We start from the raw sequence: 23987 nt of genomic DNA on the forward strand, positions 1-23987 counted from the left end.
TCTCGCGAGATGATTTGACACGAAGGTTGTAGCACGACCTTCAAAATTTAAGGTGGAATATGGATTCACGTTTTGCAGCAGAAGCATTTGCGCACGAAGAGCAGTTACTCATTCCGGAGTGGCTGTTGTTGAAAGATGGGCCGGTGCGCGGACACGCCGTCGTGGTATCGCAAGGGCGGTTCAAGGCAGTCGGTCCAACCGTTGCGTTGAAGATGCGGTTTCCGGATATCGCAACAACCGAGCTCGCCGATACTCTGCTGATGCCCGGCTTCGTCGATACACACCATCACCTTACCCAATCGTTCGGCAAGTCACTGGTATTCGGCGAGCCGTCTGAAATATTTCGTCGAGTCTGGGTGCCGCTGGAAGGGTGCCTGAATGAAGAACACCTGTATCTTGCCTCCAAGCTGTCCGCATTGGAGGCATTGCGTGGCGGCTTTACGACGGTAAGCGATGCTGGAACCAGGGCCGATGCGAGCGTCGGCGCGATCGCCAAAGCCGCGACCGACGCCGGGCTTCGATGCGTGCTGGGCTTGATCTGCAATGATCTCGGCGGCATTAAGACACCGCAGCGAGCCGAGGCAATCGTCGAGCGTGCAGAGCAACATATCGCGCGCTGGGAAAGCGACCGCCTGATCCATCCATCGCTGGCGATATCGATTCCGGAAGCCGCCACCGATGGCATGCTGACTAAGATCTCCAACCTGTGCGCGGAAGCTGGATGCGCTTTCCAGACGCACGTGAACGAACACCTGGCTGCGGTGGAGCGCTCTATCGAGCAGCGCAAGCTACGCCCGATCGAACATCTGCACCGGGTCGGCGCACTCGGTCCGCAAGCGCTGCTCGCGCATGCGACCTTGGTGACGCCGACGGAAATCAAGATGCTGTGCGATAGCGGCGCAGCGGTCAGTTACAACCCGGTTGCCAGCGCCTGGAAAGGAAATGCGGTCGCACCCGCGCATCTGATGACGACGCTCGGCATTCGTTTGGGACTGGGCACCGACGGTACCAGGAGCGATGGCTTCCGCCTGCTCGACTATGCCGAAGCCGCGCAACGTTTTGCATTCGGTCTCGGCATTGGCGATTCGTCCTGCGGAGGAGGGTGGACATGGATGGAGCACGCTACGTTCCATGGAGCGCAAGCTCTTGGCCTGGATAGCGTGACCGGCGAAATTGCCGCCGGCAAGGACGCGGATTTTCTGCTGGTTGACTTGAACGTACCGGAAATGCAGCCTTCCTGGGACCTGACATGGGAACTGGTGCGGCTTGCCAATCGCGATCAAATCATGGGCGTATTCGTTGCCGGCAAATTGCGCTTGTGGCAAGGATGGCCTGTCGACTGGGATGCAAAGTTGTTGATGGCGCAAGTCGCGCAAGTGGCGAAGACAGTGGTGGCCGAAGCGCCGATCACTAAGTTGCATGGCTTTGCGTCGGAACATCGGTTTGCACGGACTGGCTCATGAGTACAGAAGTCTTGGCGATGATTGGGCTGGCGGTATTCATCGGTACGTTCATTCAGGGCGCCACCGGCATGGGCTTTGCGCTTATCGTGGCGCCGGTTCTGGGCATACTCCATCCGGCGTTGCTGCCGGGCGGCCTGCTCTTATTGATGCTGCCGCTTAATGCCTATGTCGCCTGGCGTGAATGGCAGGCGCTCGATCGCCATGGCGTCAAGTGGATTACGGCCGGCAGAACAGCCGGCACTTTTGGCGGGCTGGCAGTGTTGCTGGCGATCCCCGTGTCGTATCTGAACGTGGTGATCGGCGCGACCACGATTCTCGCCGCGATGGCGACTTTACTGTTGCCATCGTTTGCTCCCGGAAAACGCACATTCCTGTCGACTGGCGTGTTTACCGGGATCACAGAGACGGCAACCGGCATCGGCGGACCGCCTCTTGCGCTGGTATACCAGCACATGCCGGTCGCCACACTACGTTCGTCGGTCGCGCTGTGCTTCCTGATCGGAGAAATCATTTCGTTAGTGGTGCTGGCAGGCAGCGGACGGATTGATATCAGTTCCCTGTCGCCGCTCGTGTGGGTCATGCCTCCTCTGCTGATCGGCATCGTTGCCAGTCACATCGTCTACCAAAAAATTGAAACGCGGTTCTTGCGTATTTCTGTGCTGGTGTTCGCAATCGTTTCAGGCCTTTTCATCTTGCTACATCGGTAATCGCAGATAGGGCAGTTGTATCAGGCGCGCTGGCCGGTTACACATTCCTGTCAGCCTCTATCCAGTAAGCCGATACGTGATGTCAAAAAAGAGAGAAGGTGTCGACACAAGACCGCGGGGATACGTTTGTGATGGGGATCCGGCATCGCTTCTGAAGCGGCGGGCCGCATTTTTGCTTACCTCTACCGCCACGACAGCGAAGCCACGGCCTTGCTCACCGGCTCGCGCTGCTTCAACAGCCGTATTGAGCGCGAGAATGTTAGTCTGAAAAGCGATACCGTCGATGACGACGACAATTATGGTTGTATTCAACACCTGCGTGATAAGCGTTGATCTGGTTCCAATCCTTCTGCCGCGCAGACTTCTAGGAATGCGCATTCATTAATTGATGGAGCATCGAACGGAATGCTTTTGCCGCTTCCGCTTTCCCCATATCTGCTCTGGCTTGTGCCAAGTCATAAAACGCAGAGGCGCCCATCAAGATACAGGCTTTTCTGACGCTGGCGTAGGTTGCTTCATGGAGCACACCGTCAAGTACCCTCACACAGACAAATGGAATGGCGCTGTACCTGATGTCCGACTTGAGGGTTTGAAGCAACTCGAACATCCGACTTTCATCGAAATTTGTGCCGCACACGATAGCGTCGATGTCGGAGCGGATCTGGTCCTGCACTGCAGCCAGGGAGTGACAGAAGACCAACCTGAATTCCGGCGACAATACGTTGGTCAGCCGTTCAACCCCTAGCGGCCTCACTGCAGCGAGTATGGTTTTTCTTCGGTCCTGATTCAACTTATCTCCCTGAACACAACGAAGGGCCAACAACGACATTGAGTAACGTCTACGACGACGACGGGGGTCGCAACGTCCGTTATGCTGACAGTCGACGGACCTGGATTTCCCACGCGTCAGGTTCAAACCTTATGGGCCTTATCACGGAGGTGTTAAGCCTCTATTTATGCCAGGTCTGACCACCATGTCAATTTCAGAATGACAACACTCAGGTGCGATAAGCGTAGGCCGGAGATTTAAGAAAGTCCTGGTGAGTCACTTGGCAACAGTATGCGCTTAAAAGCGTCTCTTCTTGCATATTTGTATATTTGCATTTATGCAATATCATCCTGCTACAATGCGTGGTCGCGATACGGAGAGAGACCCGCCATGAATGAGGATTTAATTCGTCAGCTCAAATGCTGCACAACGCTTCCTACGCCACCTTCCACCGCAGTACGCATTATCGAATTGGCAAATAGTCCGAATGCAAGTCTGATGCAGATCGCTGACGCGGTCGCGTTTGATCCTGCTTTGGCGGCCAAAATGCTGAAAGTCGCAAACTCGCCTTTGTACAATGCGCGCCGGTCGGCTGGGAACGTGCGGCAGGCAATCAGCTTGATGGGTACCCATGCGGCAATCACGATTGCATTGTCATTTTCTCTTGTGGGCGGTCTGAAATCGGCGCAGCACAATGCAAAAACAAACGTCTTTTGGAAACGTTCGATTTTGTCTGCGCTGGCCTGTCGGGTGCTTGCCCAGCATTTTCGTCTTCCTGCGGATGACCTCCTGTTGGCGGGCCTGTTGCAGGATATCGGCATCATTGCCTTGCAGACGGCGCTTTCCGAACGGTACGACGAGCTAGCGGCGAATGCGGTCGACCATGACACGCTGCTGCAAATCGAACGAGAGTTGCTAGGATCCGGCCATGATGAAGTCGGCTACTGGCTGTTGAAGCGCTGGCATCTGCCGGACCAGCTCGCGGTCTCCTGTTTAACCAGTCACATTCAACCTGCTTCAGAACCGGTTCCGGATGCCAACAGCTGCGTTGCTGTTTCCGGCTATCTTGCGGATGTGTTTCTGAAGCCCGACGATCCTGTCGCAACATTGAAGGCGACCAACGCGGGCGCCCGCTGGCTCGGCCTGGACGCGCAGGCACTCACCGACATCATCGAAGCAATGCGTCATGGCCTCAAGGAAATCGAAGACCTTTTCGATATTCCGCTCATCGATGCGGCCCATGCCGAAGCCTTGGTTGCAGAAGCTAAGGAGTTGATTTTTGTCGCAAACCTACGCCAAATGCGGGAGATCGAGGAGCGCTCGCAACGGGACGCACTGACCGGCGCGTATAACCGGACCTATTTTGACGATGCGCTGATCAGGGAATTCGAACTCGCAACCCGACATGGCTGGCCGCTGTCAGTAGCGGTCATCGATGTCGATCACTTCAAACAGATTAACGATACGTATGGGCACGCCGTCGGAGATGCGACGTTACAGTCCCTCACAAGAGTCATCCAGTCCCAGATCCGCAATGGCGATGTCTTTGCGCGTTATGGTGGTGAGGAGTTTACGCTGCTGTTTCCCGGCACGCCTGGTGAGGCTGCAGCAAAAGTGTTGTCCCGAATTCGCGAGACGATTGCAGCGTTTCATCATACTGTTGACGCCGAAACGGCATTCAAGGTGACGATCTCCATCGGACTCGCCTGTCATCTCAATACCAGTACGTCATTCCAGAGAGCGCAGAACCTGATTAACGCCGCCGACCAGGCGCTATATATTGCTAAAAGCTCGGGGCGTAACAAACTGGAAGAAGCGACAATCCATTTCTAACGAAGCGAGACCGTCATTGAACGACCCGCGAACTGGTTTCAAGTAAATAGAATTTTTATTGGTCCAGCTTCACACCACATCAAACTTATTCGGGTTACGCTTGTCGATCTCCTAAAGGCGACGTATCGCGCCACGGCATAAGAATGCAAGCTTGATGAACCGGTACAACATGATGGAGAAACCGATGAGCGGACATCAATCGCAGCGAGCCATGTTAAAGGCTGAGAAGAAGGACCTGACCAGGCAAATCAAAGAACTCGCAAAGAAGCTGACTGGCATAGAGCGTATGTTGGACAAACTTGATGCTCAAACCGCACGTCCGGCCGGTGCGGCGCATAAGGCCGTCAAGGCAAAACGATCCGAGCGGACAGGCAGGCGAACAAATCAGCAAGAAGGTGGATTGCCTAAGACCGGCGGAGAATTCTGGATCAGCATGATGGGAAAGCGTCCGCGCTCTTTTACGGATGTGGTGACTCGCGCCGAGGCGACCATTGCGAAGTCAATGAAGAAAGAACTTACTGAAGACGACAAACGCAAGCTCAGTCTGCGTGCACGCGTGGCAATCAAAACCCTGGCTGATACCAAAGCGATCAACAGCGTCGGGTCCGGCCGCGCACGTCGTTATAGCGCGCACGCATAGGGTTACGTTTGCTCCCGATGCCGTCATGACGTCCTCACGACATTGCCGATAAAGTTTGCATCGTCGAATCGTTTTGAGCCGGAAAATAGTCCGGGAGGTTGAAGAACGTCTTTCAATAGACAGAGATACCCGTTCCGCTTGATTTTCGTGTTCGAGGCAGTCGAGGCAATGAATCAGCGAATTCAAAAAAGCTTCTTGAAACCGGCACGATCGGCCTTATATGAAACGACAGTTGGCCATCAAGTTCGATCCTAATGGGCTTGTGGCGCGTAACTGCACAGAACGTCTCCTCCGTCCTTTTTCTGGATCGGATTTGCCCGCCCCTGAAAAGGGCGCGGGCTCTTTTGCTGTCGGTTGATATTGCATTGCACAATGACATTTTGTCGGATGTCGAGCACAATCGCCTGCGTAGTACAAAAAATCCAAAATCAAAGAGACGGTCGGAGACAGAAAAGGCCCGTAACGCTATGCGTTACGGGCCTTTTGCTTGTTATTCTTTATAGCAATATCTGATATCACAAATAGAAAGCAGACGCATGAGGGCACCGGGAGTAAGATGAGATTGTCTCCTCCAACTCTCCTTGAATTGGATTTGCCCGCACACCGCAAGGTTTGCGGGCTTTTTTCTTTTGGTCTGGAGAAGTTAGTCAGACTGTTCAGACTGAGTTGATTGCTGAAGCATCTTTCCCTGGCGCGGCACTTCCACTGCGAATTGTCGCCTACAAAAACAGTGCAAGAACCATAGCGATGCCCCTGCTTCACTAGAGCAGTTTCACCCTGACTTGCCAGGCGAGGCCGAGGCGATTTGCCTGTGGAACAAGGCGCGGCGACGCGACATGGCGAGCCATGGCAAGGAGGCCTCGGCGGCCCCCGACAACGCAGTGCCGCGGGCAAAGCGTCCGGCATCGACGGTACAGTCAGGGTGAAACTGCTCTAATCTCCCCTGCGACGGCTGATCTGGCAGCGCTCGCGCAAATTGCCCTGGGGCGTTACGACATCGACACGCTCGGTCGTGTACCAATCGGGCTTTTTATCGAGTTCCCTTATCAAGATAGCATTGAGTCAAATCTTGCGATAGATCAATAGGGCACGCTCATGACGCCGAAATAATGAACTCCCGCTTGCTGATTCTGGCAGCTGGACCGCGCAGTAAGGCGCAGGGCTCGTGTATTTACCCTATGGACGAACAGTTTTAATTCACTTTTCATGATCGGAAGAGGCAATGGCGACAGGTACCGTGAAATGGTTTAACGATGCAAAGGGCTTTGGATTCATTACACCCGACGCTGGGGGCGAAGATTTATTTGCACATTTTTCTGCCATACAGTCCAATGGATTCAAATCCCTGAAAGAAGGGCAGAAGGTCAGCTTCGAAGTGACACAAGGCCCTAAAGGAAAGCAAGCGTCAAATATTCAGCCGATCTAAACACCACATCGGCAGAAGGTCATTACTCGTCTAATCAGAATGACCGGTCCCCACGGGACAGTGGTGACCGCGTTATTTGCAAGCCTGTCTGATAGGATGGATTCCGATGGGTGTTGCGCGTGCTGACTAGGTCCAAATGTTTCTGGCGCTGCATGCTCAATGGCCGTGCAAGAAAATCAGCCGCATGCTTCTTACTCGTTGAGAAGGCAAACTCAATGAAGGAATTGCCGGCGCCGAACCGCACGCGCCAGTACCGGTTGATGAGCCAGAACGGATTATTGCTGGTTCATCAACCGCAGAAGCAGCCGGACCGCCCGCATGAGCGTGTAAGTACGCTGAAGTCGAACTTCGTTGGGCGTGGATGCTTTGACATTCCCTGCCGGAATCGGACTGTGGTGCGCGCGACATGTCTGATCGACACCTATGACCGTGAGACCATCGCCCCGCGTGCAACGGCGGGTGGCTTCGATGGCGAGACCGTGCGGGACCTGATGCTGCTATGTGCGGAGCGGCGATTTGGCTGCTCGTTGGAGCTGGTGCCGTGTTTTAAGCCGGTACGAAGCCCGGAGTCGAACGGGCTGTAGAATTGTCTGTAAAGACGTTCAAACGCGATTACGTGTACGTTCACGACCGTCCGGACGCTGCCACCGTCCCGGCACAGTTGGATCGCAGGTTCGACGATTGCAATGAGTCACACCCGCACAAGGGCTTTCCCTGAGAATCCATGCGCTGAAGCACAGTACTTCAACAATCATCAATTTTATTGCCATGGTGCAATAAAATGGGAATTGGCCGATAATACGTTTGCCCAAACCAGCCGTTTGTCCGCTTCTTGAACTTTATGCCCTCGAGGGCTCGCCTCGAATCGATTTACCCTGCCTTTAGAGGGCTTATGGATACCGAAAACACACCTAATTCGCTGCTTTTCACACATTTCGGTACCTATAATCCCTATTGGTGGCTATCTTCGGACAGCGACGCCTTAAAACTATCCCAAAATACCCAATCTTCGTCTCGCGCAATACGGTTGTCTCCAGAGCAGGCATCGCAGGTGCGAGCCCTACTGGGTATCACAGCATGCCTGCGCTTGGAAGTAATGCTGTTTGACGATCCGATAACGTTATACCTTGTAGGCCGGAAGGTCGATGCATGGACGTGGGCCGGTACTGCTTCAGACTATCGCGACATTGACTCGCTTGCAAACTGCCTCTCGCAAGGTATTGCCTACTCAGAGCAGGTGGTATCGGAAGTGAACTCCCTTGTCGTCATCATCGATAGTAATGGAAAAATCAAGCGATTCAATCGACTGTGTGAGGAAGTTACGGGCTTCAAGGAAGAAAATGTAGTCGGTCACGATGCGCATGATTTGTTCATGCCGGACACCGAGCATGAGGAAGCGCGGGCCAACATCAAAGAGTTTTTTAAATCGAAAAAGCCCTTTGACATTGTTCGTCCCGTCAATGGAAAGTACGGTATCCGCCAAATTTTATGGCGAAACAAAATCGTTGAGAGTGGTAGTGGAGTAAATGAAAACTATCTGATCTGCTCTGGCACCGATATTACCGAGGAGCGACGTGTAAAGGCGCGCCTATTAGAACTGGCAAATAACGACGTGCTCACCGGCCTTCCGAATCGGCACGCAATTCAGGAAGCCATTGCCTCCGCTACCAGCCGTTCGGACGAAATACCGTTCGCAGTACTCTTTATAGACTTGGATAACTTCAAGAAGGTTAACGACTACTACGGCCACCTGATTGGTGATGAACTCATTAAAGCGGCTGCATTGGCGATTCGATCGTGTCTGCGTGAGGGGGACACGATCGCTCGTTTAGGAGGAGATGAGTTTCTGGTCGTCATTCACGATGCAACACCACAAGGCGTTGAGTCGATCACAAAGAGAGTGATCGAACGGATGAAGGAACCATTTTATGTAAATTATGTTGAGCTTTATGCTACGTGCTCGATTGGGATAGCCCTGTTTCCTGACCATGGGAAATCAATGGAGGAACTGGTCCGACATGCCGATATGGCGATGTATGCAGCAAAAGAAGAGGGCAGAAATACGTATCGGCTCTTTGCTTTGGACATGAATGAAAAGGTCAGTAAATTTGTTTGGCTTGATACCAATCTTCGTAAAGCTATAAGTGAAGGGCAATTTGAACTGCATTACCAGCCAAAGAAGAATCTGAAAACAGGAAAAACGGAGAGTGTGGAGGCATTGATTCGATGGAACTCACCCGAACGTGGCCTTATCTCTCCGCTCGAATTTATACCTTACGCAGAAGAATCCGGGTTAATTGTGCCGCTCGGTAAATGGGTAATGGAAGAAGCAGCGCGTCAAGCCGGTAAGTGGAAACAGCAAGGTCTGAAAATTCGCATTGCGATTAATTTGTCCGCCCGCCAGCTGAGATCCCCTGAACTAATTAACGAATTCAAAAAAGCGCTGTTGAGAGAAAACATTTTTCCGTCCATGCTCGATCTAGAACTTACGGAAAGCTGCTTAATTGAAGATGAGTTACTTGCATTAAATTTAATCAAGGAATTCTCAGACCTTGGCGCGGAAGTTCATCTTGATGATTTTGGAACCGGATATTCATCGCTGTCGCATTTGGCACGATTGCCTATCGACTCGATCAAACTCGACCGAAGTTTCATCCATTCTATTCATAACGATATCAGAGCCCAGCGATTATTGCGGTCCATGGTGGCCGTCGCGCAAGAGCTGGAGCTTCAGGTAGTTGCCGAAGGTGTCGAGACGCAGGATCAACTTGAATTTCTCCGTGGAATAGGCGTCGATCACGCGCAAGGCTATCTTTTTGCAAAACCTATGCGCGTTGCCGAATTGGAGGTATGGATGACTCACTCAAGCACACTTAAGAGCGTCGCATAATCACATCCGCTCTAGGCTGCCACAGCAAGCGGAGACTTCCCAAGTCGCCGGTTCTGTAACATGACGAGTCGTTCCATGTACGCCAAGTCCGTTTCAGTTAAATGAAATGCGGTCTCTGCCCAGTCCTCTGTAATGGCAACCAGTTCGGCTTTATCAACCGGGTTCACACGGCGCCGGGTACGCAGCATCGCACGAATACCATTCAGCTTAGGCCTCACCTCATCAATAAACGTGCGAGTTTCCTTGTAGGCATCTCCAGTGTCGAAGACCCGGTCAACAAGCCCTCTCTGCGCATACCATTCGCCGCTGTGAGATTCACCGGTGCTGATTAACTCTTCCGCGAGTCGGCTATTCACTTTGCGTGCCACTAAAGAATAAGCCCCCATGCCTGGAAAGAGGTTAAACGCGATTTCCGGAAAACCAAGTTTGGCATCTTTTTGTGCAAAAACGTATTCATGTGCCAGAGCCGATTCAAAACCACCGCCAAGTGCAGTACCTTCAATCATTGCAATCGTAATCGCTCCAACACCAAAGCCATTTAGCGCAGCATAGGCGGCATCGACGCAAGCAAGGGCGTAAGTCCGCAACGCTTTGCGATTCTTGGCGCGAATCTGCGATGCAAAGTAGGCAAGATCCCCACCGACATTGAACATGTTAGGTACATCGGAACCGGTTACCCAAAAATCTATTGGCAGCCCGCAATTTGCAGCCGCTCTCATCAATTTGTCCAGATCCCGCAGCAATTCAGAGTTGAAGCAAGGCCTTGGATGGGCATGCTGCATGACCCACAAGACATGACGATCCTCTTCATACCACGCAGACATCTGTGAAAGAGGCCCAGCCTCCTCAAAACGGCGGCAGTTTGGATGGTTGTGTAGTTGCATTAGCAGCTCCCGGACGGTGACATTGCTTTGCGTTGTTGGATAATTAACTTGGACGTGGGAGTCGTTGCTCTGCCGTCAAAATCCAACCATTGGTAGTTCGCGTAGTCATACAGTTTGCACTTTGAGAAAATCTCGGCCATCGATCGCAATGAAAAATCCACAACGACTGCCTCGTGACCCAACAAATGGTTCATATGTGCCTGGGCTTTGCCAAGCTCGTAACACGGTATGGCAGGGTAGGTGTGATGGGCGGGATGGTCATAGAAATTATGTGCCAGGGTAGAGAACCATTTGGGAAACCGAAGATGCACCGTCATGAATTCCGGTTTCAACGTCGCTCGCAATGTTGATGGCCTGTCAAACCAGGGAATATCAGGATGTGTGTGGTTCACATATAGTGAAAAGGCTAAGAGAGTCTGAAAGACAAAGAACGGAACAATAAACCCCAATAACACCGCTGTAAGTGAACTGACAGGCGCAAAGTTCGGTGCGGCGAGTAGCAAGCCAATGAACGCAGCAAAATAGAGTGACAGGAAGCCGAAGTGCCTCCAGGCTGAGGCCAGTCGATCTTGCGGCAAAAAGGATCGTGGCACTAGCTTCACTTGCCACCATCGTTGCACTATGTAATAGGTTCCAAATGCCAATGGATTACCTGTGCGCGAGAACCGGTACCACCATTTTTTTAACGATGGTAGTGCATCATACGAATCCTTCGACAATGGCTGATAAGAATCCACATGTTCGCCATTTGTATGGGGGTGATGTAAGGCATGATGGTCATAGACCCAAAGACGATAATTAAATAAACATGGCATGAAAGCGAGTACGCTGAGAAGCCAGTTCAATCGGCGTGATGCCGTAAGACTGTTGTGCGCACCATCATGTGCAAGGGTCGCAAGGTTAGCTAGCTTCACCCCGGCAATCAACGACGCAAGAATTTTCAAGATAAGCGAAGGGGCGAAGAGCACTGCACAGATGGCGCCGACGTAAAGCGCGGCATCAGACAAGAACAGCGCAAGACCCTTCCACGTATGTGGCCTGGCATATTCCGCCATCGCCATGACTAATTCACGGTGGGTAAGCGGTGGGACCTTTTCCGTATAAGGAGGAGCATCAGGGTCGGCGTAAGCAGTAATCATTCGAATTCACTCCTTGGTTTGCAATAGATAGTCTCTGTGATCCTAGATCTAAACTGACGGATGTAAGGGTTAAAACAAGACCGTTCAACTTGATGTGTTGCATCAATAGAAACATGTGGATTTAGTGTAGGCCCTGACGTTACAGAGGTGTCGTCAAAAGTTGAGGATGGAGGGTCAGTGATCACGCGGCGGTCAGCTGCTGATGCTCACGAATTCCATCGGCGAACTGCATTCCTCGAATCACCTCCGCCCGCCAGGCGAATCACTTCAAGCTCGCCGCATTTATTGTTCAACGGATTTGCGGAACAGGCCAGTAATGCCTCATGAACTATCGTCAGATATGCCTTTCCATGCTTGGCACGTTCTGTGCCTTAGCACTCCCGGAGACGCGCGTCGCGCCTCCCCAAATTTCAGCATATTGACAAGCCAACATGGAGATTTCATGATTGCTTCGCACTCTTGCAGCGGCTGGCGCCGCACCGGAATCCCGGCGGTTTTGCTGGTCGCAGCCCTTGGATTTGTTCTTTCGTCCCATGCAACGGACCTCCACTCATACGGTGGAAAAGGAGGCAATGTCAGTTATCGCCTAGAATGCCCGCCGGGATCGCTGCTGTCCGGATTTGTCGGCCTGAAGGGCGCGCATGTCAGCCAATTGAGTATTGAATGCCGACGGTGGGATGTCCAAGGTGGAAAGCCGGGCGATGTTGTTAGCGCGCTTCCCGATCCGTCTGGCGCGCTATCCGCCGGGCGTGCGTCGGGCGGCGTTTTGCGCCGCAAGTCATGTCCCTCACCACAGATTGTTTATACCGTCGATTTCATGTTTGCCCGTAGTGGGCCGGTCGAGCTGGATTGGCTGCGCGCTGGATGCATGGATCCGACGGACAGCCGGCGGCTAGCCGCCGGGTTCGATTTCCCGGGTTCCGATGTTCCCCAGCTAGGCGATTCACCGCTGGGCTTTCCCAAGTCCGGTTGGCAGGCCTGCTCCCAAGGTGAACTTCCGGCAGGTATCCATGGCATGAGCCGGCTATACGTGGACAGCATCGGGCTAGTATGCCGGCCCCTCTCCGCGAATCCGCCCGTCCCGGAACAGCACTCACCAGATGTCCACCGTTCTCCCTTCGGGGCAGCGCGCCCTGCCGCCGCCCGGCCCGTCCCCTAACATTGAATACCTCTGGCGATGCGAAGAACTGTGTCGTGGCCCGGCGAACAGAGGCCGGAAATCTGTTGCATGGCATCCGACATCTGCGCCGCAGGAATGGCTGGCCGGGATCTGCCTCCCTTAAAGAAAAGTGCCTAATTTTTCAATGGTTTATGAACGGGCTTCGGATGCTTTCAGGTGCGTGGCACGCTCCGTGCCTTGGTGCTCTCGAGCCAACATCATCGTCGGCTCATCCATCTCTTTCTGAATCTTTTTAAGGAATGTCGAAATGATTACGCTCAATCCCGCACCTGCCGGGGCCGGGAGGCCCTACCGTCAGGCATGGACCATGAAAAAATGCATACTCGTTGGAACCCTGCTGATAACGGCCGGCGCAGGCCGTCTTCATGCAGCGGAAAACGTCGGAAAAACCACGCAGCCACTTACCGCCGACAAGACCATCACGCTTTGGACCAGTAACAACAATACAGTCCCTGTGTGCTGGGAGACCGCCGGCTACGACCGGGAAAAAAAGATCGTGAAGGAGGCGGTGCAGGGCACATGGGAGTTTCATGCGAATATTAACTTTACCGGCTGGGACACCTGTCCCACCGAGGGCGAGGCGAGCCATGTCAGGATGCGGATAGACTCCTATGGCGACGAAAACGCCGGCGCAATGGGCCGCGCACCCGTGTTCGGGACGGGGGCACTCAGCAAGCCAGCCGAGAAAAGGACAGGAGTCATCTTCCAGTTCAAGCCGGATGGCAAGGCGGACCAGAGTCGGGTCGAATATATAGCAGCCCATGAATTCGGCCATATTTTGGGCTTCATGCATGAGCAGGATGGCGCAGGAAACGTTGAGGGCCCAGCGCACTGCGCTCAGATCACGGGTACCGGAGACAATGCGAAGCCCGTGACCGAGTATGACCGGGACTCGGTCATGAACTATTGTAATAAGTTCGGCAATATGAGAGGCGACCTGACCGATATCGATATCAAGGGCGCGCATGAAGTCTATGGCATACGCCGGCATAATCTGGCGTCGCGCAATTCCTGCTCTTCTTCGCTGATCAAGCAGGCAAGTTCGCTGGCCGCGCCCTGGAACGATGGAGGGGCGGCGACGTTTGCGGTGTTTCCGTCTGATCGCACCAAGTTCCTTTACCACTCGCAGTGGAATGTTAAGGATGGCGGCTGGATGGATAATGCCAAATGGATGGCGGGCGACTTCAATGGTGACGGCCTGACCGACATAGGCGCAGCATGGAACAATGGCGGCACCAATGTATTGACGGTGAGGCAATCGACAGGCAGCGCCTTTACCCATACCCATTGGCTGGTCAATGCAGGCGGCTGGATGGACAGCACTGTGTGGCTGCCCGGCGACTTCAATGGCGATGGGCGTACGGATATCGCGGGCGTGTGGAACGATGGCGGCAGCGTCACGATTGCGGTATTCCTCTCGGATGGAACGAAATTCCCTGGCTGGACACAGTGGAGCGTCAAGGATGGTGGCTGGATGGACAACGTCAAATGGGTGGCCGGAGACTTCAATGGCGACGGCCGCACGGACATTGGCGCAGCCTGGAACAATGGCGGCCAGACCACGTTGACCGTAAGGCCGTCGACCGGCAGCGGGTTCGGTCACGTCCATTGGCTGGCCGACGCCGGCGACTGGACCGAATCCGGGACCTTCGTGGCCGGCGATTTCAACGCCGATGGTCGCGCCGACATCGTCCGGCTCTGGGAAGACCTCGGCAAGACGTCAAGCCAGGTTTACCTCTCCAGCGGGACGCAATTCCAGGCGCCGGTGGCCTGGACTACGCGCGACGGTGGCTGGGGGTCGGAGGTGAAATGGACTGCTGCGGATTTCGACGGGGATGGACTTACCGACCTGAATGCAACCTGGAACCACGGGGGCACCAATGTATTGACGGTGCGGCGATCGACAGGCAGCGCCTTCAACGCCGCCCATTGGTCCACGAACGCAGGCGGCTGGATGGACTCCACGGCGTGGTGCGCGGGTCGGTTTAACTGACGCCGGATGTTTGCATCCCTCGCCTTGTCGCTACAAGGAACGGCACCGGCTTCCCAGGCGAATCCGGTGCCGCTAAAAATACGAGGCTGCTTAAGCCGGGTTATATGATAACTAAGGGGCCTTCAACAGCAGGCAAGAGACGCGGCAAACCAAAGGCGGGAGCAAGCCACGAGGATGCGCGCAGGCCTCTGAGCGGGCCGCAAATGCTACCATTAGCGCAGGCTCGTATCTGCACGGTGGCATGGACAGTGGATCCCGTGACTACAGGAACGCTTCGTCGGACCCGGGCTGGCCCGCGTGATCTCGGCGGTGATGCGGTTAACTTACTGGAGTTACTAAGAGAATGCTACTCAAGCGCATACCCGCCTACGTCAAGCTCGCTATTGCCCTTTTCACATTAATCGCCATGACTGCCATTGGTCGAGAGCACGACAATCAGCTGCACACGGCCGCTAAAAATGGCGACGTCGTATCGATCCGCCTCCTGCTCGACAAGGGGATAAACGTCGATATCAGAAACATGAAGGATGAGACGCCATTGTTGATCGCCACGCACAACAATCAGGTAGAAGCTGCCAGGTTGCTCATCGAGGCCGGGGCCGACGTCAATGCCAAAGACCAGATACACGACAGCCCGTATCTCTACGCGGGCGCGCGTGGTCATAATGAGATCCTGAGGATGACCCTTGCGCACGGAGCCGACCTGAAGAGCATCAATCGCTATGGCGGTACGGCGCTCATACCGGCTGCAGAGCGCGGTCTTGTTGATACGGTACGCATACTGATTGATGCCGGTGTCGACGTGAACCATGTGAATAACCTGCATTGGACAGCGCTTCTTGAGGCGATCATCCTGGGGAATGGCGGGCCACGACACACAGAGATCGTGCGCCTGCTCGTAGCGGCGCGTGCTGATGTGAATCTCGCTGACGGCAGCAGCGTCACGCCACTCCAACATGCACGTCAACGAGGCTTCAAGGCTATCGAGGAAATCCTTGTTCAGGCTGGTGCACGCCGACCGTAATCGACGCCAGTCTCCTTACGTCGCCGGCCCACTTACATGCCCTTGGGGAATGTCTGGTGCTGGTCGATCCTGTTGAAAAGCTGTCAGCAATACTCGTTTTCCGTAAAAGCGAACGGATCAGGTTGCGCAATAATTTGCCACGGCCTTAATAGCACATGTCCTTCTGGGTAATAGGTTAGAGCTGGGATTCATTTGCTAAGGCTGTTAATAATTTCGTTAGCTAAATAGTCCGCAGCCTTCGACTCAACCTTCTGCGCCCTCACCAACACGAGATCGATTGGTTTTACTGGAGGCAGACCTTCAGCTTCACCAATTCGTATTACATTTCCACGAATGCTGCATTCGGGAACTGCCGCTATAGCAAGCCCAGCATTGTCGATGCCGGCGTGGGCACCGCCTCCGATGCGGCAATTGCGATGGAGCTAGGCTGCGACGGAGTGCTGATGAACACGGCGATTGCCGGTGCCCTCGATCCCATACGCATGGCACATGCGATGAAGCTGGCGGTGGAAGCGGGACACGACGCTTATCTGGCCGGACGTATTCCCAAGCGATTCTTCGCATCGCCGTCGTCGCCGATGGAAGGTCGGGCGACGTGAGCCGGCCGAACGTCCTTGGTTTCACCGGCCTCGGTTTTTGCGGCGGCGCCGGCATGCCATCGTAGAAACAAGTGTTTATAGCAACATAGCGGCACATGCGCTTGAGCGGCACAAGCGCTTGAATACACGGTTCTCCGGCAATTCTTACAAAGAATGGTGCTCTGCCGCAATGCGTTCTGCCACAAGTCGTTGGAGCTGCCATAAATACCGGTCATGAATCCCCCGTTCCTCGAGGTTACGTACCGTGTGGAAAAGATATTCTGCCCCGGACCCCCAATGGCCGCAGGCATTTGCCAGAGTATTCGCTATTTCCCTATGGTGGAGCTTACCCACGTAGGAACTAGCCTGTCGATTCATCACAAAGGCTATTGCACGAAGAGAATTACCTGCGGTTACGACCGTAATCCAGCGCGGTATGGTGTTTGCGGGTTTGACCGTAATCTCGCGCCGGCACAATTTCCCGAGTTGTTCTCGTAACGTGCGACCTGATAAACGGAAGAGGACGCCTTTACATTGACCACCCCGGTCAAGTGACATCATCAGTCCGGGAAATTCTTGCGTGCCGCGGTGGCGCTGGATACGGAAACAGAACGAACGATGCCATCCTGATGCGATACCACAGCGCTCCTCCAGATATTCACATTCAGGTTTCCAGATGAGGGAGCCAAACGCAAATAGCCAGGCGTCCTCTCCTGCATGGTGTGCTTCGAGGAGACCTTCCACCATCGTGTCGTAATCATCGTCCGAATGGTATGTAACATCTTGGAGAGGACCGAAATCTTCAACCGGCCTACAGGTCAGGGCGACCAGATCTTCGGTCAATGACATGCGACGCGTACGCATTTCAGCTCCAATTCAAATTGCGTATTTATGATCCGCGCAGATGGGGGGTGGTAGCGTTATCGAACATTTAAATATTGAGGTGCGAAACTCCACCGAGTTCCGACGCTAGTCGATTATTGATGATGCTGTTTGCGGATAAAGTCAAGCCTAGCGGTTTTTTAAAAATTGACGATTTGAAACAAATAAGGCTCGCATCGGTTCTGCGGCACCTTTCATGATTAAAATTAGTCGCGGTGAATAGGATTGAGTTCGTTCAGGCCTTTCCGCGTGGTTGCGAGAAATGGGACGTAAAAGCGTCCGATCATTTTTCGCAACATGTTTATCAGCTCCCTAGACAATGCATTTTTCGGCCCGCACAGTGATAGCTGGCGTGGGAAGCGGGCGTGCCATCGCTGTCACTACCACCAGGAATTTCAATCCTGTATGCCGGGGGCGGTCAGCGCTTGGTCGTCTCTTATTGCCGCCTTATGCGATGTGTTTGAACATGTCGGATCTTTCGTAAGACGATTCTGTCAATGGCCCCCGGCGCCCGGCTCAATGGTACGCGTCGGCTTTGGCGCCAGCCAGATAATGCTCGCGGCGACGATAAACATGACAGCGATACCTGTCATGACCTGATTCGTTGAAAGCATGCCGCTCTGGGTCGTGATCAGGTAGTCGATGGCCTGATTGATCGCGTCAGGGGTCATGCCGCCGTGCTCCATCATCGTGCGAACGCTCCGGTCCTGGTCAACGACACCCACCAGTTCAGCATGGTTGCGGGTGGTCTGGTTAGCCCAGACCGTGGTGACAATCGAGGTTGCCGCCGCTCCGGCCAGCGTGCGCAGGAAGTTCATCAGGCCGGCCGCCGAGTCCATTTCGCGCTCCTCCACACTACCCAAGGCGATGGCCGTGGTAGGAATGAAGAAGAACGGCAGCGCGAAGCCCATCACGGCCAGCGGTATGGCAATGTCCCAGAACGCCATATCGGTATTGGCAATGGTGCGCCACAGGGTCACGAGTCCCATCCAGAGCACGCCAAAAAAGACCAGCAGGCGCGGGTCGCGCTTGCTTGATGCAACCAAGGGCGCAACGACCAGCGCGGTGACGCCAGTCCAGGCCGTTGCCAGACCAGCGTCAGTCGCCGTGTAGCTCATGAAGCTTTGCAGCCAGAGGGGCGTGAGCACGCTGACGCCGAAGAAAGCTGCATAGGCGACGGTAATGGTGAGTACAGCAGCGTTGAACCCGCGGTGCCGGAACACTCGCAAGTCAACCACCGGATGCTTCTCGTGCAGCTCCCATATCAGAAAGGCAGCAAATCCGATCACGGCAACGATGGACAGGGCAACGATCTGGTTCGAAGCGAACCAGTCCAGGTTCTTACCCTCGTCGAGCACCAACTGCAGTGCCGCCACCCAAATCACGAGCAGGATCAGGCCTACTACATCGAACGGATTGCGCACAGGGACATCCGTATAGCGCTTGAGAAGCTTCCACGCATACAGGCCAAAGCCAATGGCGATAGGCGCGTTGATGAGGAATACCCAGTTCCAGGTGTAGTCATCGACCAGCCAGCCGCCCAGGATAGGACCGACGACCGGCGCGACGAGTGTCGTCATCGACCACAGGCCAATGGCGGCGCCTGCCTTCTCTTTGGGGAAAATACGCATCAGCAGGGTCTGGGACAGCGGCATCAGCGGTCCACCGCACAGGCCTTGGAACACGCGCGCCACGACCAGTAGACCGAGCGAGTTCGAGATCCCGCAGAGGATGGAGAAGATGCCGAACAGGATCATCGAGGCAACGAAGACACGTACCGATCCGAAGCGTGCGGCGAGCCAGCCGGTGAGCGGCACGGTAATGGCTTCCCCGACGGCGTAGGAGGTGATGACCCAGGTGCCCTGACTGGCAGCCGCTCCCAACCCGCCGGCGATACCGGGCACCGCCACGTTGGCGATGGTCATGTTGAGGACGGCGATGAAGTTGGCGGCCGCGAGCATCAGGGCCGCCACCCATAGCATTCCGCCGGTGAGTGGCGCAGGCGCGCCTATGGCCGGTGTGGCGCTGGTAACTTGGGTCATGTTCAGGGGTCCTGTTTAGCCTTGCTGGCCGCGTGTGTCGATCTTGACGCTCATGGACAGGCCGACCTTCAACGGGTTGGCTTGCAGCTCCTTCGGGTCGAGCTTTACGCGTACTGGAAGTCGTTGAACAACTTTGATCCAGTTACCGGTTGCGTTTTGCGCAGGGATGGCGGAGAAAGCCGATCCCGAGCCGCCCGAAAAACCTTCGACGGTGCCGTGGTAGACCACATCCGTGTCGTACAAGTCTGCATGCAATGTAACCGGCTGGCCGACACGTACCTTTGCCAGTTGCACCTCTTTGAAATTGGCATCGACGTATATTTCGCTGACCGGCACTACAGCCATGAGGGGCGCGCCCGGTTGCACGCGTTGGCCAAGTTGCACCTGGCGCTTGGCGACAACGCCATCCAACGGCGCGCGGAGCACAGTTCGTCCCAGGTCGACCTTGGCTTGTTCCAGACGGGCACGGACAGCCGCTACTTCTGGATTGGTCTCGACCGAAGTGTCGGCAATCAGGGTAGCGTTGGCGTCCTTGGCGGCTTTCGCCGATTTAAGGTTGGCCGAGCTCTGGGCCGCGGCTGCCCTGGCGGCTGCCAGACTGGCTTCGGTGCCGGCATAGGCGTTCTTGGCCTTGGTCAGTTCGTCACCAGAGACCGACCCAGATCCCACCAGTGCCTCGCGGCGCTTCAGGTCCACCTTGGCACGTTCGAAGTCGGCCTGAGCCGCGGCCAGCTGCGCGGCTGCGCGCTTTTCGTCGGCTTCACGCGCGGCGATCTGGGAAGTCAGATTGACATCGGTAGCCACATAGCTCTTGACGCGGCGGATCGCTCGCTCGAGTTCTGCTTCCGCCTGGATGACGGCGAGCCTGGCGTCGGTCGGGTCGATCTCAATCAGGACGTCCCCTTTCTTCACGGCCTGCGTGTCCTTGGCGTGGACAGCCGCAACAGTGCCCGCAATCGCGGGTGTTATTTGCGCAATCTCCACAGCCGTGTAGGCGTTGTCGGTGGAGACGAAATGGGAGACATATAGCTTCCAGTAGGTGGTTGCGGCAGCTGCCATCAGGATGACGATGACGGCTAGGCCAATCAGTTTTTTGTTGCGGCGCTGCTTGAGGTTTGCGTCTGCGGTGTTGGACGCGGCGATGACGCTGTTCACTTCGGTTGCGTTATTCTGAGTCATGGAAGTTCCTTGATACGGGATGTCGGGCTTATCGTTGGGCGACCTGGTAGCCGCCGCCAAGAGCGCGCTTCAGGGCGATATCGTGGGTGAAAGAAAGACTGCGCAGGTTCGTCTGCACATTCATGTTGTTGAGTAGTCCGTCTTCCGCCACCAGCACTTCCAGGTAGTTGGCCAAGCCCCCTTCATAGCGGTTGCCCGCCACGCGATATGCTTCGGTCGATGCGCCGACAGCCTGTTGCGCTTTTTCCAGCCGCTGGCCGAGGGACTTTTGGCTCACTGCGGCATCGGCGACTTCCTGCATGGCGCGCGAGACTGTTCCGTTGTAGTTCGCAACCGCCTGTGCGTACCTCGCTTGGGCGCCACGCAGTTCGCCTTGTAGACGGCCGGCGGTAAAGATAGGCAGCGAGATGGCGGGGCCAACGCTGCCGATGGCCGAGCCGCTGTTGTCAAGCATGTTGATCCCGAGGGACTGGACGCCAACGAAGGCCATCAGGTTCACGTTCGGGTAGAACTCAGCCTTCTTCTGGTCTATACGGCTGGCCTGCGCATCTGCGACCAGGCGTGCGGCGACCACATCGGGCCGGCGGCCGAGCAGGTCCGCGCCAGCTTGCTCAGGCAGACCGAAGGCACGGTTAAACTTCAGCACGGGCTTGGCGATCTTCAGACCACGGTCCGGACCAGCGCCCAGGAGGGCCGCAAGTCGGTTGCGCTGCAAGGCGATTTGTTCGTCCAACGCGAGCAGAGCGCCTTCAGCCGCTGCAAGGCGAGCATCCGCTTCGCGCGCGCCGCCTTGGTTCTCCAGGCCATTCTTGAAGCGCTCCGCAAAGAGCGCCGCCGTCTTGCTGCGCAGTTCTACCGACTTCTCTGCGGTTTCCCGATTCGCGTACAGGCGGCTCAGTTCAGCATAGTTTGCCGCGATCCCGCTTGCCAGCAACAGGCGCGCCTGTGCAAGTTCTGCCCGGCTAGCTTCCAGCTCGGAAGTGGCAGCCGCCAAGGCAGCTCGGTTCTTACCCCAGAAGTCCAGTTCCCAGCGCAGGTCCAGCGTCGCCCGGCCGTAGTCGTTCCAACCGCGCGGGATGACTTCGCTGGGGGTCAGGTAGTTATAACTCAGCTTGTCTTCCGTGACTGACGCATTGGCGGATGCCTGCGGCTTCCCGGCCGACCCAGCAACACGGGTCAATGCTTCGGCCTGCTGCAGGCGGGCGGAAGCCGCTGCCATGTCAGGTGAGCCGGCCAGTGCTTCTTCAATGAGCGAATCCAGCTGCGAATCGCCATAGGCGGACCACCAGTGATCCTGCGGCCAGTTCGCAGCCGGCGCTTTGAAGGAATCAGCGGTCAAAAAGGCATCAACACCTTTCAATATCGGCGCCGGTCCCATTTCCGGAAGCTGAGCACAGCCGGCAACGAGCAGCGCTGCACACACGCCCGTGAGCGAAAGGGAGCCTCCGCGTGGCACAAGGGAGGATTTTTTGCTGCGTGATGGCATCAGAACCTCAAAAGTAGACTATACGGTTTAGTATAATATTGGTTTATGCCGAAAGCAAGGTAAAATGAACCGATCAGTTCAGAAAAAGGTGTGCAGTGAAAACCAAAAGCGAGACAAAACGGCAAGAAATCCTGAAGGCGGCGACCGAGGTCTTCCAGGAGGCCGGCTTTGAGCGCACCTCGATGGAGGATATTCGCAAGCGGGCCGGATTCTGCAAGGCCACCCTCTACAGCTACTTCCCATCCAAGGAAGAGTTGTTCATGGAAATCGTCATCGACGCCAGTGAGGCGCATTTTCAGGCGACGCTAGACGCGCTCGATCCTTCATACGACGACATCAAGCAGGCCCTGGTCGGCTTCGGCACTCGGCTTCTATCTCTCCTCTATCTGACGCCTGTACAAGCCGTGCGCCGGCTCGTGGTATCCGAGGCTGGGCGGTCAGAACTGGGTAAGAAATGCTACGAGGTGGGGCCGGTGCGAAGCGTGGCCGCAGTAGCGGACTACCTCGGCAAGGCGATGGAAAAGGGAAAACTCAGGCAAGCGAATCCGCAGGTCGCTGCTGTGCATCTGAAAGGCTTGCTGGAAGCCGAGTGGATCGACCCTTTTATGTTCCAAGTGCTTGAGGTGCCCAGTTCCGACGAGCTTACGGCTTCCGTCGAGCGGGCCGTGACGGTCTTTATGGCGGCTTACGGACCGTTGTCGAGCGGTACCCCCAGTGAGTAATTTGACCCTACTCATGTACCGCAAATATGAGCCCATTCGCAGCCCGGCGGGCAGGCGTCGTACAAGCCTCGAGGGAGGAAACCGCGGAATGGTCCGACCCTGAATAGGTAGGAGTCAGGTATCAAAGCGCAGGCACGTGCGTGCTGTCGGTCGGGCGAAACAGTTCATCTGCTTCGCGGGAGAATGCATGCGCGAGCGACAGATGTGGTGTATGCCGCGCCATGACTAGGCCGATGCGCCGGACCGGCGCGCGGTTCGGCAAGGGGATGCGGGCCAGTGACAGGCCGCTCGACCAGATCGATGACCAGTCAGGCAGCAGTGAAACACCCAGACCCTTGTCGACCAGTGCCGCAATCGCAAGCAAGCCGTCGATTTCAAGGCGCTGGCGAGGCCGAATGCCCTGGTCGCGTAAATACCGGTCAGCCAATTGCCCGCCCAGTACCGAACGGTCATAGCGGATGAACGGTTCTTCCCTCAGCAACGCATGCGCATCCCGTCCCGCGCAGTCCTGCGGCGCGACAACCACCAGCGGTTCTTCCATCAGCACCTGCCATTCGCAGGTTTTCGGAAGCGCGGACTGAGGCTCGACGACAATCGCAATGTCGAGTTCGCCGGCACCGACCTTCCGGCACAGGTCGACCGACTTGCCGGGTTCGACAAAGATCTTTACATCCGGATGGCGCGCATACACCCGCTCCAGCACCGATGGCAGCACGCTTGTCATTGCCGAATGGAATGTACCCAGGCGAAGCTCCCCGGCCAGGGTATCGCCGTCCTGCGCCACTGCCCGCATATCCCGCACCGCCCGCAGCACCGATTGCGCGCTGTCCATGATCTTGATGCCTTCCGCAGTAGGGCGCACATAGCGGCCCGAGCGCTGGATCAGCGACGCCCCCAAGTCTTCTTCCAGCGCCCGGATGCGGGCAGCCACTGCAGCCGGCGTTAGATCGAGTCGGCGGGCCGCTTCGGCAATCGATCCGCACTGCAGCACTTCGACAAAGCTCTGTATGTAACGCATGTCCATGGTTGATCCACCGCCGCCAAAAGATAATTCATAAAGATAATTATTTTATGTTTTGAAGATGAAAGAAGCTACTTTGATTTTTGTTTTGAAGGATTGATACTGTCTCGACTAAAGGGATTCCCGGGC

18 protein-coding genes and 3 pseudogenes are annotated in these 23987 nt (G+C 55.5%); 12 read left to right on the forward strand and 9 right to left on the reverse strand.

The genetic code is table 11. The features are described 5' to 3' along the window. Positions 1 to 59: 59 nt before the first annotated feature. Together D3871_RS27990 and D3871_RS27995 are read left to right on the forward strand one after the other, a co-directional pair. Positions 60 to 1463, forward strand: coding sequence for an amidohydrolase family protein (locus D3871_RS27990; protein WP_119772338.1), 1404 nt, complete (start codon positions 60 to 62; stop codon positions 1461 to 1463). After that, entirely contained in the window at positions 1460 to 2170 is a 711-nt protein-coding gene (locus tag D3871_RS27995; protein WP_119772339.1) for a sulfite exporter TauE/SafE family protein, read from the forward strand. The genes D3871_RS27990 and D3871_RS27995 overlap by 4 nt, the downstream gene beginning before the upstream one ends. 159 nt (positions 2171 to 2329) lie before the next feature. Here D3871_RS27995 and D3871_RS31490 read toward each other — a convergent pair. Beyond that, positions 2330 to 2467 (reverse strand): annotated as a pseudogene (locus D3871_RS31490) (methyl-accepting chemotaxis protein); the annotation flags it as partial. 67 nt (positions 2468 to 2534) lie between these two features. Then, positions 2535 to 2960 carry a hypothetical protein gene (locus tag D3871_RS28005; RefSeq protein WP_147376929.1) on the reverse strand — a complete coding sequence of 142 codons (426 nt, stop codon included), beginning with the start codon at positions 2958 to 2960 and terminating at the stop codon, positions 2535 to 2537. Between the two features lie 369 nt (positions 2961 to 3329). Between D3871_RS28005 and D3871_RS28010 the strand changes: the two genes are divergently transcribed. The 5 genes and pseudogenes from D3871_RS28010 to pdeR all read left to right on the forward strand — a co-directional run bounded on the left by D3871_RS28010 (position 3330) and on the right by pdeR (position 9728). After that, positions 3330 to 4772 carry a sensor domain-containing diguanylate cyclase gene (locus D3871_RS28010; protein ID WP_158598106.1) on the forward strand — a complete coding sequence of 481 codons (1443 nt, stop codon included), beginning with the start codon at positions 3330 to 3332 and terminating at the stop codon, positions 4770 to 4772. A gap of 184 nt (positions 4773 to 4956) precedes the next feature. After that, complete coding sequence (locus D3871_RS28015; protein WP_147376930.1) at positions 4957 to 5412, forward strand: hypothetical protein; 456 nt, start codon at positions 4957 to 4959, stop codon at positions 5410 to 5412. Between the two features lie 1222 nt (positions 5413 to 6634). Then, entirely contained in the window at positions 6635 to 6838 is a 204-nt protein-coding gene (locus tag D3871_RS28020; RefSeq protein WP_119772343.1) for a cold-shock protein, read from the forward strand. Positions 6839 to 7155: 317 nt separating this feature from the next. Continuing rightward, positions 7156 to 7547 (forward strand): annotated as a pseudogene (locus D3871_RS28025) (integrase core domain-containing protein); the annotation flags it as partial. 183 nt (positions 7548 to 7730) lie between these two features. After that, entirely contained in the window at positions 7731 to 9728 is a 1998-nt protein-coding gene (gene pdeR, locus D3871_RS28030) for a cyclic di-GMP phosphodiesterase (RefSeq protein ID WP_119772850.1), read from the forward strand. A gap of 11 nt (positions 9729 to 9739) precedes the next feature. Here pdeR and D3871_RS28035 read toward each other — a convergent pair whose 3' ends face one another. Then, a complete protein-coding gene (locus tag D3871_RS28035; RefSeq protein ID WP_119772345.1) occupies positions 9740 to 10612 on the reverse strand; it encodes a crotonase/enoyl-CoA hydratase family protein in 873 nt (290 codons plus the stop codon). Continuing rightward, positions 10612 to 11751 carry a fatty acid desaturase family protein gene (locus D3871_RS28040; RefSeq protein ID WP_119772346.1) on the reverse strand — a complete coding sequence of 380 codons (1140 nt, stop codon included), beginning with the start codon at positions 11749 to 11751 and terminating at the stop codon, positions 10612 to 10614. Before D3871_RS28040 ends, D3871_RS28035 begins: the two co-directional genes overlap by 1 nt. A 442-nt stretch (positions 11752 to 12193) precedes the next feature. Here D3871_RS28040 and D3871_RS30055 point away from each other — a divergent pair, with 442 nt between their 5' ends. From D3871_RS30055 to D3871_RS28055, 4 genes and pseudogenes are all read left to right on the forward strand, one after another. Beyond that, complete coding sequence (locus D3871_RS30055) at positions 12194 to 12910, forward strand: hypothetical protein (RefSeq protein WP_147376931.1); 717 nt, start codon at positions 12194 to 12196, stop codon at positions 12908 to 12910. A 268-nt stretch (positions 12911 to 13178) separates the two neighbouring features. Then, positions 13179 to 14924, forward strand: a complete 1746-nt coding sequence (locus D3871_RS28045; protein ID WP_199724949.1) for an FG-GAP-like repeat-containing protein — start codon at positions 13179 to 13181, stop codon at positions 14922 to 14924. Positions 14925 to 15267: 343 nt separating this feature from the next. Continuing rightward, positions 15268 to 15948, forward strand: coding sequence for an ankyrin repeat domain-containing protein (locus D3871_RS28050; RefSeq protein ID WP_119772347.1), 681 nt, complete (start codon positions 15268 to 15270; stop codon positions 15946 to 15948). A 365-nt stretch (positions 15949 to 16313) separates the two neighbouring features. Beyond that, a pseudogene (locus tag D3871_RS28055) lies at positions 16314 to 16547 on the forward strand (thiazole synthase); the annotation flags it as partial. Between the two features lie 144 nt (positions 16548 to 16691). On the opposite strand, the gene D3871_RS28060 reads toward D3871_RS28055, so the two are convergent. The 4 genes from D3871_RS28060 to D3871_RS28075 all read right to left on the reverse strand — a co-directional run bounded on the left by D3871_RS28060 (position 16692) and on the right by D3871_RS28075 (position 22115). Beyond that, a complete protein-coding gene (locus tag D3871_RS28060; protein ID WP_119772348.1) occupies positions 16692 to 17390 on the reverse strand; it encodes a gamma-glutamylcyclotransferase in 699 nt (232 codons plus the stop codon). A gap of 512 nt (positions 17391 to 17902) precedes the next feature. Then, complete coding sequence (locus D3871_RS28065; RefSeq protein WP_233575844.1) at positions 17903 to 19450, reverse strand: DHA2 family efflux MFS transporter permease subunit; 1548 nt, start codon at positions 19448 to 19450, stop codon at positions 17903 to 17905. Positions 19451 to 19465: 15 nt separating this feature from the next. Further along, positions 19466 to 20629: an HlyD family secretion protein gene (locus tag D3871_RS28070; protein WP_119772349.1), complete on the reverse strand. Its 1164-nt coding sequence runs from the start codon at positions 20627 to 20629 to the stop codon at positions 19466 to 19468. A gap of 28 nt (positions 20630 to 20657) precedes the next feature. Beyond that, entirely contained in the window at positions 20658 to 22115 is a 1458-nt protein-coding gene (locus D3871_RS28075; RefSeq protein WP_119772350.1) for an efflux transporter outer membrane subunit, read from the reverse strand. Between the two features lie 95 nt (positions 22116 to 22210). Between D3871_RS28075 and D3871_RS28080 the strand changes: the two genes are divergently transcribed. After that, the gene (locus D3871_RS28080; protein WP_119772351.1) at positions 22211 to 22837 is read left to right on the forward strand and encodes a TetR/AcrR family transcriptional regulator; all 627 of its coding nucleotides are present in this window, start codon (positions 22211 to 22213) and stop codon (positions 22835 to 22837) included. A 121-nt stretch (positions 22838 to 22958) separates the two neighbouring features. Here D3871_RS28080 and D3871_RS28085 read toward each other — a convergent pair whose 3' ends face one another. Beyond that, positions 22959 to 23861 (reverse strand): LysR family transcriptional regulator, encoded by a 903-nt coding sequence (locus tag D3871_RS28085; protein WP_119772352.1) that lies wholly within the window; start codon positions 23859 to 23861, stop codon positions 22959 to 22961. Positions 23862 to 23987: the final 126 nt, after the last annotated feature.

The organism is Noviherbaspirillum saxi (genome assembly GCF_003591035.1).
GTDB lineage: Bacteria > Pseudomonadota > Gammaproteobacteria > Burkholderiales > Burkholderiaceae_D > Noviherbaspirillum > Noviherbaspirillum saxi.

Coding starts and splice junctions, on each gene's coding strand:
- D3871_RS27990 (WP_119772338.1), top strand. CDS start 60: ATGGATTCACGTTTTGCAGCAGAAGCATTTGCGCACGAAGAGCAGTTA.
- D3871_RS27995 (WP_119772339.1), top strand. CDS start 1,460: ATGAGTACAGAAGTCTTGGCGATGATTGGGCTGGCGGTATTCATCGGT.
- D3871_RS28010 (WP_158598106.1), top strand. CDS start 3,330: ATGAATGAGGATTTAATTCGTCAGCTCAAATGCTGCACAACGCTTCCT.
- D3871_RS28015 (WP_147376930.1), top strand. CDS start 4,957: ATGAGCGGACATCAATCGCAGCGAGCCATGTTAAAGGCTGAGAAGAAG.
- D3871_RS28020 (WP_119772343.1), top strand. CDS start 6,635: ATGGCGACAGGTACCGTGAAATGGTTTAACGATGCAAAGGGCTTTGGA.
- pdeR (WP_119772850.1), top strand. CDS start 7,731: ATGGATACCGAAAACACACCTAATTCGCTGCTTTTCACACATTTCGGT.
- D3871_RS28035 (WP_119772345.1), bottom strand. CDS start 10,612: ATGCAACTACACAACCATCCAAACTGCCGCCGTTTTGAGGAGGCTGGG.
- D3871_RS28040 (WP_119772346.1), bottom strand. CDS start 11,751: ATGATTACTGCTTACGCCGACCCTGATGCTCCTCCTTATACGGAAAAG.
- D3871_RS30055 (WP_147376931.1), top strand. CDS start 12,194: ATGATTGCTTCGCACTCTTGCAGCGGCTGGCGCCGCACCGGAATCCCG.
- D3871_RS28045 (WP_199724949.1), top strand. CDS start 13,179: ATGATTACGCTCAATCCCGCACCTGCCGGGGCCGGGAGGCCCTACCGT.
- D3871_RS28050 (WP_119772347.1), top strand. CDS start 15,268: ATGCTACTCAAGCGCATACCCGCCTACGTCAAGCTCGCTATTGCCCTT.
- D3871_RS28060 (WP_119772348.1), bottom strand. CDS start 17,390: ATGCGTACGCGTCGCATGTCATTGACCGAAGATCTGGTCGCCCTGACC.
- D3871_RS28065 (WP_233575844.1), bottom strand. CDS start 19,450: ATGACCCAAGTTACCAGCGCCACACCGGCCATAGGCGCGCCTGCGCCA.
- D3871_RS28070 (WP_119772349.1), bottom strand. CDS start 20,629: ATGACTCAGAATAACGCAACCGAAGTGAACAGCGTCATCGCCGCGTCC.
- D3871_RS28075 (WP_119772350.1), bottom strand. CDS start 22,115: ATGCCATCACGCAGCAAAAAATCCTCCCTTGTGCCACGCGGAGGCTCC.
- D3871_RS28085 (WP_119772352.1), bottom strand. CDS start 23,861: ATGGACATGCGTTACATACAGAGCTTTGTCGAAGTGCTGCAGTGCGGA.